Source organism: Pseudomonas sp. K8 (assembly GCF_014889455.1).
Classification (GTDB): domain Bacteria; phylum Pseudomonadota; class Gammaproteobacteria; order Pseudomonadales; family Pseudomonadaceae; genus Aquipseudomonas; species Aquipseudomonas veronii.
The window spans coordinates 16239-27212 of the sequence record NZ_VJWO01000066.1 but is presented as its reverse complement, the minus strand read 5'-3'; the positions used below and the strand labels follow the sequence as shown (position 1 = coordinate 27212).

At 59.2% G+C, this 10974-nt stretch carries 11 protein-coding genes; 9 read left to right on the top strand and 2 right to left on the bottom strand.

Going from position 1 to position 10974, the window contains the following annotated elements:
• Nucleotides 1–718 precede the first annotated feature (718 nt).
• The 8 genes from INT12_RS28030 (at nucleotide 719) to INT12_RS27995 (ending at nucleotide 7952) form a co-directional block, all read left to right on the top strand.
• Nucleotides 719–2044 (top strand): OprD family porin, encoded by a 1326-nt coding sequence (locus tag INT12_RS28030; RefSeq protein WP_169884141.1) that lies wholly within the window; start codon nucleotides 719–721, stop codon nucleotides 2042–2044.
• 276 nt (nucleotides 2045–2320) lie between these two features.
• Nucleotides 2321–2959 (top strand): peroxiredoxin, encoded by a 639-nt coding sequence (locus INT12_RS28025; RefSeq protein WP_017845091.1) that lies wholly within the window; start codon nucleotides 2321–2323, stop codon nucleotides 2957–2959.
• 318 nt (nucleotides 2960–3277) lie between these two features.
• Nucleotides 3278–3871: an NADPH-dependent FMN reductase gene (gene ssuE, locus INT12_RS28020; protein ID WP_017845090.1), complete on the top strand. Its 594-nt coding sequence runs from the start codon at nucleotides 3278–3280 to the stop codon at nucleotides 3869–3871.
• A 93-nt stretch (nucleotides 3872–3964) separates the two neighbouring features.
• Complete coding sequence (locus INT12_RS28015) at nucleotides 3965–4933, top strand: sulfonate ABC transporter substrate-binding protein (RefSeq protein WP_104904276.1); 969 nt, start codon at nucleotides 3965–3967, stop codon at nucleotides 4931–4933.
• A gap of 25 nt (nucleotides 4934–4958) precedes the next feature.
• Complete coding sequence (ssuD, locus tag INT12_RS28010) at nucleotides 4959–6107, top strand: FMNH2-dependent alkanesulfonate monooxygenase (protein WP_193059108.1); 1149 nt, start codon at nucleotides 4959–4961, stop codon at nucleotides 6105–6107.
• A 9-nt stretch (nucleotides 6108–6116) separates the two neighbouring features.
• Entirely contained in the window at nucleotides 6117–6905 is a 789-nt protein-coding gene (gene ssuC / locus INT12_RS28005; protein WP_193059107.1) for an aliphatic sulfonate ABC transporter permease SsuC, read from the top strand.
• Complete coding sequence (ssuB, locus tag INT12_RS28000) at nucleotides 6902–7708, top strand: aliphatic sulfonates ABC transporter ATP-binding protein (RefSeq protein WP_046381714.1); 807 nt, start codon at nucleotides 6902–6904, stop codon at nucleotides 7706–7708. Before ssuC ends, ssuB begins: the two co-directional genes overlap by 4 nt.
• 28 nt (nucleotides 7709–7736) lie before the next feature.
• A complete protein-coding gene (locus INT12_RS27995; protein ID WP_017845085.1) occupies nucleotides 7737–7952 on the top strand; it encodes a TOBE domain-containing protein in 216 nt (71 codons plus the stop codon).
• A gap of 122 nt (nucleotides 7953–8074) precedes the next feature.
• On the opposite strand, the gene INT12_RS27990 is transcribed toward INT12_RS27995, so the two are convergent.
• A complete protein-coding gene (locus INT12_RS27990; protein WP_193040619.1) occupies nucleotides 8075–8716 on the bottom strand; it encodes a TetR/AcrR family transcriptional regulator in 642 nt (213 codons plus the stop codon).
• A 232-nt stretch (nucleotides 8717–8948) separates the two neighbouring features.
• Nucleotides 8949–10325 carry a glutamine synthetase family protein gene (locus INT12_RS27985; RefSeq protein ID WP_026139798.1) on the bottom strand — a complete coding sequence of 459 codons (1377 nt, stop codon included), beginning with the start codon at nucleotides 10323–10325 and terminating at the stop codon, nucleotides 8949–8951.
• A gap of 278 nt (nucleotides 10326–10603) precedes the next feature.
• On the opposite strand from INT12_RS27985, the gene INT12_RS27980 reads away from it, so the two are divergent.
• The gene (locus tag INT12_RS27980) at nucleotides 10604–10876 is read left to right on the top strand and encodes a glutamine amidotransferase (protein ID WP_193040620.1); all 273 of its coding nucleotides are present in this window, start codon (nucleotides 10604–10606) and stop codon (nucleotides 10874–10876) included.
• The last annotated feature ends 98 nt before the right edge of the window (nucleotides 10877–10974 follow it).

The window sequence follows — 10974 nt, the reverse complement described above, 5'->3', positions numbered from 1 at the left end:
CCCCTGAGCTGGCTTGCCTGCGATGCAGGCCTCGGTCGTTGCGTTAACCCGAGGTGATGCGTTCGGCGCCAAACCAGCTCGTCACTTCGAAGATCGGTACGTCCCACGGGCGAAGGGCGTAGCGATGACGTGGCCGATCAACCCCCGGGGTGCGTCATCGTGCCGCCCGTGCCCCCTACTAAAGTTTAAGGATTCTTGATTTTGAGCCGATACGATCAAGGCGTAGAGGGATAAATTGCGCGAAGCTTTCGCTGCCAGACGGCTCGATCGGCGGCTCTCACGCCGGCATGAAATATTAGCGATACAAAAACTGTAACAAATTGACGGGAAGATGGGCGTTTGGCCATGATGACGTCGCCTTTTTGATCCTGGGTGACGTATATGACGGTGCGTTCAGCTAAAAAGATCTAAAAAGCGATCAAGAAATGCCTTTTAGAAATTAGCTTATGCAAAGGTTCGTCTATGCTGACGCGTCTTGTTTCATGCAGAGGCTTATTCCAAAAGCGTATGAAAAAGAATGAAATAATTCTTTTTGGGTGTATGAAAAATTCATTACCCTGCAGGGACCAAACAAACTGCGATTAGACGAAGGTAGTAGACACACAAGGTTACGATTGACTTGGTAGTCACTATCTGGCGCTAATCGCGCATCTGTGGATCTCGGGCGTTAGACCCAGGACCAAAGAAATACAAAAATTAGAAATGAGAGGAGCGGTACATGAAGAAGTCCACATTGGCGTTGGCTATAGCGTTGGCGGCAATCGCCCAGCAAGCTGCAGCAGCCGGTTTCATTGAAGACAGTAAGGCCAGTGTCAGCTCGCGTACCTTGTATTTCGATAACGATCAGCGTGATGGCGGTGCTGATCAACGCGAAACAGCCACCGGCCTGAAGTTCGATTACAAGTCCGGCTTCACTCAAGGTGTCGTTGGTTTTGGTATCGACGCCCAGGCATTGGTAGGTATTCACCTGGATGGTGGTCGGGGCCATCACCCAAACAACAACTCCTTCGTTCCAAGTGACTCCGATGGGTCTGCCGTAAGCAACTGGAGCAGTGCGAGTGCTAACGCCAAGGCCCGCTTCTCCAAGACTGAAGCACACCTGGGTGGTGCGCTGTCGCCGAACCTTCCAATCCTGATCGCCAGCGACGGCCGTTTGTTGCCGCAAACCTTTGAAGGCGGCACTGTCACTTCCAAAGAAATCGACAATGTGACCTTCAACGCCGGTCAACTCGAACATGCCACTGGTCGTGCTTCAAGCAACAGCACCGGCCTGGCCGTCAACGGCGGTACCGAGGAAAGCAATAAGTTCCGTTTTGGTGGCGCTGATTGGAAGGTCACCAAAGACTTGACCCTGCAGTACTACTACGCAAACCTCGAAGACTACTATAAGCAGCACTTCCTGGGCCTGTTGCACGTATACCCGATCAGCGAAGGTCAGTCCTTCAAGACCGACCTGCGCTACTTCGACAGCAGTTCTGATGGCAAGAACGGTCAGGCCGGCTATCGCTTCAACAACAACGGTGGTTACGCGAAGAACGCAGGCGAGGTTGATAACAAGACCTGGAGCGCCATGTTCACCTACACCCTGGGTGGCAGCGCCGTTATGCTCGGTCACCAGCGTGTCAACGATGACGGTGGTTTCGTCTGGCTGAACCAGGGTAGCGTTGTGGATGGTAATGGTCGTAACGAAGGTGCCGGCGGGTCGAGCTTCTACCTGTTCACCGACAGCATGATCAACTCCTTCGTCCGCGCGGGTGAAAACACCACCTTCGGTCAGTACTCTTACGACTTCGCTGCACTGGGTGTTCCAGGTCTGCGAACCTCGATTGCCTACTTGCACGGCGACAACATCAAAGCCGTGGGCGGTGGCAGTGATCAGTCCGAGTGGGAACGCGATATGCGTATCGACTACACCATTCAGGCCGGCGCGCTCAAAGGTTTTGGCACCACTCTGCGGCACGGTGCGTACCGTGGCAGCGGCACTGGTATCCAGGACCAGGATCAGACACGCCTGATCTTCAGCTACTCCTACAGCTTCTTGTAAGGCTGGATAAGGAAAACCTCGCGTTACCGCGAGGTTTTTCTCACGTTCAATCAAGTCGGGCTCAACCCCCGCAAGCCCTTCCTGACCCCCTCTTTTTTACAGCGTCTCAAGGCCTTCTCGAACCTTGAAACGAATGTTGACTCTCGCCTGTTCCAAGGTCCAGTGAACACATTTTTAATATTCCTATATCGTCTAGATAAATCGATATTTATTCTTTTTAAATAATCCGTAATCCATGCACAGTGGGCTCCATAAGCACTCATCAGGAGCCACACCATGAGCCTAAGACTGGGCGACATCGCCCCCGACTTCGAACAGGATTCCAGCGCCGGCAAGATTCGTTTCCACGAGTGGCTGGGCGACAGCTGGGGTGTGCTGTTTTCCCACCCGGCGGACTTCACGCCGGTATGCACCACCGAGCTGGGCTTCACCGCCAAACTCAAGGACGAATTCGCCAAGCGTGGCGTCAAGGCCATCGCCCTGTCGGTAGACCCGGTGGACTCGCACCTCAAGTGGATCGAAGACATCAACGAAACCCAGAACACGCTCGTCAACTTCCCGATCCTGGCCGACGCCGACCGCAAGGTCTCGGACCTCTACGACCTGATCCACCCGAACGCCAGTGACACCCTCACCGTGCGTTCCTTGTTCGTGATCGACCCGCACAAGAAGATCCGCCTGACGATCACCTACCCGGCCAGCACCGGGCGCAACTTCCATGAAATCCTGCGGGTTATCGACTCGTTGCAACTGACCGACAACTACAAAGTCGCCACGCCCGCCAACTGGCAGGACGGCGATGAGGTGGTGATCGTGCCGTCGCTCAAGGACGAGGAAGAAATCAAGAAACGCTTTCCCAAAGGCTATCGGGCGGTGAAGCCGTATCTGCGGCTGACACCGCAACCCAATCGCTGAATTACCTGTAGGCGCGAGCTTGCTCGCGAAGCATGCGCGGTTACTGCGGACATCCAGAAAGCCTGCGTCATCGTTGACGGTTTTCGCGAGCAGGCTCGCTCCTACAGATAGACGCTGTGTACTCACATGGCAGCGGTTTTGAGGCCGTTTCGACGGCCTTTTTTTCGCCTGGCGATTGATGGATGGTTTATTCTTTTAAGGAATAAACAAATGAAAAAATAAGATTTATAGATATATAAATCTGCTGATATGGTCTGTTCCATCTTGGCGCCATCGCCACACAGCGAACCGCCGACACTTGCTAAAGGAATTTCCTACATGCTGGTCGTAACACTTGGAGGCAGTCCCAGCCAGCGTTCCCGCTCCGGGGTCTTGCTGGATAAAACCCGTCAGTGGCTGCAACAGCAGGGTGTGGAAGTGGTGAGTTATCAGATACGGGACTTCCCGGCCGAAGACTTGCTGCATGCGCGCTTCGACAGCCCCAAAGTCATCGACTTGTTGCAACAAGTGGCCAATGCCGACGGCCTGGTGATCGCCACGCCGGTGTACAAGGCCTCGTTCTCGGGCGCGCTGAAAACCGTGCTCGACCTGCTGCCCGAACGCGCCCTGGCCCACAAGGTGGTATTGCCCATCGCCACCGGCGGCAGCATCGCCCACATGCTGGCGGTGGACTACGCTTTGAAGCCGGTACTGTCGGCGCTCAAAGCCCAGGAATTGCTCCACGGGATCTTTGCCGAAGACAGCCAGATCGCTTACGGCGAAGGCAGTGCCCAGGCGCAACTGGTGCCGGTCCTCGAACAACGCTTGAGCGAGGCCCTGGAAACCTTCTACGCCGCCATGGCCCGTCGCCCGAAACCGTTGGACCCGCATGTGTTGAATGAACGTTTGTTGAGTGCTCGCTGGAGCATTTAAGCCTTACCGATTCACGAAGTACTCACCTTACTCAGCCGCCAACGGCCAAGCAGGTGCAGCCACCCCCCCAATCGCATTTTTGGAGAGAGCGCCATGCTCACTGTCATCTTGCGTCGTGGTCTGGTCGCACTGTTTGCTGCGGCTGTGTCCTTCGGCGCCATTGTTCAAGCCCACGCTGCCGAAACCCTGCGGATCGGCTATCAGAAATACGGCACCCTGGTGCTGCTCAAGGCCAAGGGCACCCTGGAAAAGCGCCTGGCCGCCGACGGTGTGCAGGTGCAGTGGACCGAGTTCCCGGGCGGCCCGCAATTGCTCGAAGGCCTGAATGTCGGCTCGATCGACTTTGGCGTCACTGGCGAAACCCCGCCGGTATTCGCCCAGGCCGCCGGTGCCGATCTGCTCTACGTGGCCTACGAACCGCCGGCGCCGACCAGTGAAGCGATCCTGCTGCCGAAGGACTCGCCGATCAAATCGGTGGCCGAGCTCAAGGGCAAGAAAGTCGTGCTCAACAAGGGCTCCAACGTTCACTACCTGCTGGTGCGGGCCCTGGAAGATGCCGGCCTGAAATACACCGACGTACAGACCGTGTTCCTGCCGCCCGCCGATGCGCGTGCCGCGTTCGAGCGTGGCAGCGTGGACGCCTGGGTCATCTGGGACCCGTACCAGGCCGCCGCCGAGAAACAACTGCAAGCCCGCACCTTGCGTGACGGCAGCGGGATTGCCGACAACCATCAGTTCTACCTGGCCACCAGGCCCTACGCCGAAAAACACCCCGAAGTGATCAAGGCGCTGGTGGAAGAAGTGCGCGCGGTGGGCGAGTGGTCCAAGGCCAACCCGCAGCAAGTCACCGAGCAAGTCGCGCCGCTGCTCGGCCTGCCGGCTGACATCACCCTGACCTCGGTGAAACGCCAGGGCTATGGCGCGCTGTTCCTGACCCCGGCGGTGGTCGCCGCGCAGCAGAAGATTGCCGACAGCTTCTACCAACTCAAATTGATCCCCAAACCCTTGAGCATCAAGGACGTGATCTGGACGCCGCCCGCTGCAGTGGCCAACGCGCCGTAATCCGACTTCTTCAGGAGACAACTCCATGAGCCTCACTATTTTCTGGTTCCTGCCTACCCATGGCGACGGTCATTACCTTGGCACCGCCGAAGGCGCTCGCGCCGTCGACCACGGTTATCTGCAGCAAGTGGCCCAGGCGGCCGACCGCCTTGGCTTCGGCGGGGTGTTGATCCCCACCGGGCGTTCCTGCGAAGACTCGTGGCTGGTGGCCGCTTCGCTGATCCCGGTGACCCAGCGTCTGAAGTTCCTGGTCGCGCTGCGCCCCGGGATCATTTCGCCGACGGTGGCCGCGCGTCAGGCCGCGACCCTCGATCGCCTGTCCGGCGGCCGTGCGCTGTTCAACCTGGTGACCGGCGGTGACCCGGAAGAATTGGCCGGCGACGGTCTGTTCCTCAGCCACGAGGAGCGCTACCAGGCCTCGGTGGAGTTCACCCGCATCTGGCGTCGCGTGCTGGAAGGCGAAACCGTGGATTACGATGGCGAACACATCAGCGTCAAAGGCGCCAAACTGCTTTACCCGCCGATCCAGCAACCGCGTCCGCCGCTGTACTTCGGCGGTTCCTCCGAAGCCGCGCAGGACCTGGCGGCCGAACAGGTGGACATGGTGCTGACCTGGGGCGAGCCACCGGCCGCGGTCGCGGAAAAGATCGAACAGGTGCGGGCCAAGGCCGCGAAACTCGGGCGCACGGTGCGCTTCGGCATTCGTCTGCATGTGATCGTGCGCGAAACCAACGATGAAGCCTGGAAAGCCGCCGACAAACTGATCTCGCACCTGGACGACGACACCATCGCCCGCGCACAGGCCTCGCTGGCGCGCTTTGATTCGGTCGGCCAGCAGCGCATGGCGGCCTTGCATGGTGGCAGCCGCGACAACCTCGAAGTCAGCCCCAACCTGTGGGCCGGCGTCGGCCTGGTGCGCGGCGGGGCCGGCACCGCGCTGGTGGGCGATGGCCCGACGGTCGCGGCGCGGGTCAAGGACTACGCGGCGCTGGGCATCGACACCTTTATCTTCTCCGGTTATCCACACCTGGAAGAATCGTATCGCGTCGCCGAGTTGCTGTTCCCGCACCTGGATATCGAACGCCCCGAGTTGCCGAAAAGTGCCGGCTACGTGAGCCCGTTCGGCGAGATGGTCGCCAACGACATCCTTCCCAAAGCGGCGTCACAGAGCTGAGGTGGCGCCATGAATGTGGAAAAACTGAGCCATCGCGTGGCGCCTTGGGTGCTGCCGGTGTTGCTGTTGGCGGTGTGGCAGTTGTCGGTGTCGGCGGGTTGGTTGTCGACGCGGATTCTGCCGGCGCCGAGCGCGGTGATCGAGGCCGGGGTCAACCTGGTACGCAGCGGTGAAATCTGGACGCACCTGGCCATCAGCGGCTGGCGCGCGGGCCTGGGGTTTGTGATCGGTGGCAGCATCGGTCTGGCCCTGGGCTTTATCACCGGCCTGTCGACGTGGGGCGAGCGCCTGCTGGACAGCTCGGTGCAGATGATCCGCAACGTGCCGCACCTGGCGTTGATCCCGCTGGTGATTCTGTGGTTCGGCATTGACGAGACCGCGAAGATTTTCCTGGTCGCCCTCGGCACGCTGTTCCCGATCTACCTCAACACCTACCACGGCATCCGCAACGTCGACCCGGCACTGGTGGAAATGGCGCGCAGCTACGGCTTGTCTGGCTTCAGCCTGTTCCGCCAGGTGATCCTGCCGGGCGCGCTGCCGTCGATCCTGGTGGGCGTGCGTTTTGCCCTGGGCTTTATGTGGCTGACGCTGATCGTGGCGGAAACCATCTCGGCCAGTTCCGGTATCGGTTACCTGGCGATGAACGCCCGTGAATTCCTGCAAACCGACGTGGTGGTGCTGGCCATCGTCATGTACGCGATTCTCGGCAAGCTGGCCGACCTCGCGGCGCGCGGCTTGGCGCGTGTGTGGCTGCGCTGGCATCCGGCTTATCAAGTGAATAAAGGAGGTGCGGCATGACCGCTCAACAACCTCCGCGCCTGCTGAAGGGGATTCCCCTGGCGGTGCGCAAATTGCGCAAGGCCTTTGGCGCGCGGGAAGTGCTCAAGGGCATCGACCTGCATATTCCGGCGGGCCAGTTCGTTGCCGTGGTCGGCCGCAGTGGCTGCGGCAAAAGTACCTTGCTGCGCCTGCTGGCCGGCCTCGACAAGGCCAGCAGCGGTGAGCTGCTGGCCGGCTCCGCGCCGCTTGGCGCGGCGATCGAAGACACGCGGTTGATGTTCCAGGAAGCGCGTCTGCTGCCGTGGAAAAAGATCATCGACAACGTCGGCCTCGGCCTCAAGGGCAACTGGCGTCCCAAGGCACTGGAAGCGCTCGAAGCGGTCGGCCTGGCCGAGCGTGCGAATGAGTGGCCGGCGGCCTTGTCCGGTGGCCAGAAGCAACGTGTGGCCCTGGCGCGTGCGTTGATTCATCAGCCGCGTCTGCTGTTGCTCGATGAGCCGTTGGGCGCGCTGGATGCGTTGACCCGCATCGAGATGCAGCAACTGATCGAAAGCCTCTGGCAGAAGCATGGTTTCACCGTGTTGCTGGTAACCCACGACGTCAGCGAAGCCGTGGCCATTGCCGACCGGGTGATCCTGATCGAAGACGGCGAAATCGGCCTCGACCTGATTGTCGACCTGCCGCGTCCACGCGCCCGAGGCTCGCATCGCCTGGCCGCGCTCGAAGCGCAGGTGCTCAACCGTGTGCTGTCGCTGCCCGGCACCCCGCCGGAACCCGAACCTGTTTCACCGTTGCCTACGCAATTGCGGTGGGCGCAATAACTCACTTGTCCCACGAAGGAAAAACGACATGACTATCAAAGCCATCAACGTGCGTAACCAGTTCAAAGGCACCGTCAAGGAAATCGTCGAAGGCGACGTGCTCTCGGAAATCGACGTGCAGACCGCGTCCGGGATCGTGACGTCGGTGATCACCACCCGTTCGGTCAAGGAGTTGGAGCTGGTGATCGGCAGCGAGGTGATTGCCTTCGTCAAATCCACCGAGGTGTCGATCGCCAAGTTGTGATCACTTGAGGGCTCTATCGGGAGCAAGCTCCCTCCCACATTCGAACCGGTTTCTTCAGGAAAACTCGATCACATGTGGGAGGGAGCTTGCTCCCGATGAGGCCCTGCCAGACAACACATCCATCAGACAGTGACGCCCCGCTTGGGCAAATACGCCGGCAGATAAAGCCCCACATACGCATCGAACACGCGCATGCCTTCCTCAGCCATGCGCGGCGTGATCAGCCCATGCTGATGCACCGAACGCGCATACACGCGATCACTCAATTCCAGCGCCAGCGCGAACACGTCCACATCGGTGGGCAGGGTCGGCACTTCGAAATGCCGGTTGAACACGGCCAGCATCAAGTCACCCAACTCCAGATCGTGCTGGCGGTCGGCCTGATTCACTTCGGTCAGCCCGTGCTGGGTCAGGATCAGCTGGCGGGCGGCGGCGTCGTTGCTGTAGATGGTGAGCATGCGCTGTTCGACGATGTAAGACAGGTCGCGCCAATACTTGAGTGAATCATGCGCGATGGGCGCCTGGATTGCGGCGCGGAATGCCGCATGGACGTCGGCGGTCAACGCTTCCAGCAGCGCCGGCACGCTGGCGAAAAAGTGGTACACCGACGACGGCGGAATCTGTGCGCGCTCGGCCACGCTGTAGATCGACAAACCGGCCACACCTTCGGACGCCAGCAACGTGCGGGCGGCGTCGAGGATCGCGTCGATCCGGGCCTGGCTGCGGGCGCGGGGTTTGCGAGGGGCGGCGGGGCGGGGGGTCATGGAAGTCTCCTACAAGGCAGCGGGCATTGTATGAGCAGGAGCCGGTGTTGTCTGCCAGGCCGCCATCGGGAGCAAGCTCCCTCCCACATTTGAACGAGTTTTCCTGAAGAAACCGGTTCGAGTGTGGGAGGGAGCTTGCTCCCGATGGCGGCCAACTCGGTCTACCAAAAGCAACCCATAAAAAAACGCCACAGACCAAAGGCCTGCGACGTTTTTTCAGTGCAACCAGCGCTTACACGGTATGCAGGTACCAGTTGTACTCAAGGTCGGAGATGGAGTGTTCGAACTCTTCCAGCTCACTTTCCTTACAGGCGACGAAGATATCGATGTATTTAGGATCGATGTACTTGGCCATCACCTCGCTGTCATCCAACTCGCGCAGGGCATCGCGCAGGTTGTTCGGCAGGCTTTGTTCGTTCTGCTCGTAGCTGTTGCCTTCCACTGGCGCGCCCGGTTCGATCTTGTTGGTCAGGCCGTGGTGTACGCCCGCCAGGACCGAAGCCATCAACAGGTAGGGGTTGGCATCGGCACCGGCCACGCGGTGTTCGATACGCACGGAGTCGGCCGCGCCGGTCGGCACGCGGATCGCCACGGTGCGGTTGTCCAGGCCCCAGCACGGCGAGTTCGGCACGTAGAACTGTGCGCCGAAACGACGGTAGGAGTTGACGTTGGGGCACAGGAACGCCATCTGGGCGGGTAGGGTCTCCAGCACACCGCCGATCGCGTGACGCAATGCGGCGTTCTGCTCGGGATCCTCGCTGGCAAAGATGTTCTTGCCGTCCTTGTCCAGGATCGAAATGTGTACGTGCAAACCGTTGCCTGCCTGGCCTGGGTAAGGCTTGGCCATGAAGGTGGTGTCCATCTCATGGTCGTAGGCGATGTTCTTGATCAGGCGCTTGAGCAGTACCGCGTAGTCGCAGGCCTTGATCGGGTCGGCCACGTGGTGCAGGTTCACTTCGAACTGCGCCGGGGCACTTTCCTTGACGATGGCATCAGCCGGGATGCCTTGCTCTTTGGCACCTTCCAGGATGTCCTGGAGGCAGTCGACATATTCGTCGAGGTCGTCGATCAGGTAGACCTGTGTCGAGTGCGGGCGTTTGCCGGAGATCGGCGAGCGGGGCGGTTGTGGGCGGCCGTTCACGTTCTCCTGGTCGATCAGGTAGAACTCAAGCTCGAAGGCAGCGCAGATAGTCAGACCGAGGTCGTCGAATTTGCTTACGACCTGACGCAGTACTTCGCGCGGATCGGCGAAGAAAGGTTCACCTTCAATTTCGTGCATGGTCATCAGCAGTTGCGCGGTCGGGCGCTTTTGCCAAGGTTCATTGCACAGGGTGTCGGGGATTGGATAACAGATTCGGTCAGCATCACCGATGTCCAGGCCCAGGCCGGTGCTTTCCACCGTTGAGCCGTTGATATCCAGGGCAAATAAAGAGGCAGGCAAGTTAATGCCTTTCTCGTAAACCTTGTGGAGGCTGGTGCGTTCGATGCGCTTACCGCGCACCACACCATTCATATCCGCAATTAGAAGGTCTACGTACAGAACCTCAGGATGATCCTTAAGGAACGCGTTCGCTTCGTTAAGCTGAACGGCACGCGGGGGTACCGACATGATGCAACACCTTTGTTGTTAAAAATATCAATCATTGATCTTTTCAGGTTTCAGTCAACCCGAACGGCATGCCGAAGTCAAGCGAGGCCTTTTTTGCCCCAAAAAAGCGCCACGAGGGCTTTTTTGGGGCTTTTTGGGGCGGTTTTACCCGGTTGCCCGGCTTGGGACTATCAGGCTTGAGCGGGCCGTGTTGTATTTTTTACGGGGGTGTTGTGTAAAAAAATGAACAAGGCTAAGCTCGATTCAAACCCATAACAGCAATAATACCGGGGTGCTTCATGTCTGGCCTGCCGTTAATCGGCATCACCACCTGCGCGAAACAGGTCGGTCTGCATGCTTTTCAGATCCGTGTCGAATGTTGCGAACGCGCATTCCCATTGATGATTCCATCCCCGATAAGCCCCTTCGATCCGGCCATTATTCTTGACGGCCAGGACGCTGTTCGCGTGCCCCGTTCATTTTTTTGTACTCGCCCTTTTCATGACGCCGGTCCTGCCTTTTTTGCGGTTGCCGCTCATTATCCTGCACGGGAGGCAAGCCTTTTGCTTTAGGAGTGCAACGGCACCCCAAATGGCGGTTAAGCTCCCACTCTGATGAACCAGCGACGCCGATGCGTCAACCGACGCCTGACCTTTAATGAACGTCAGGA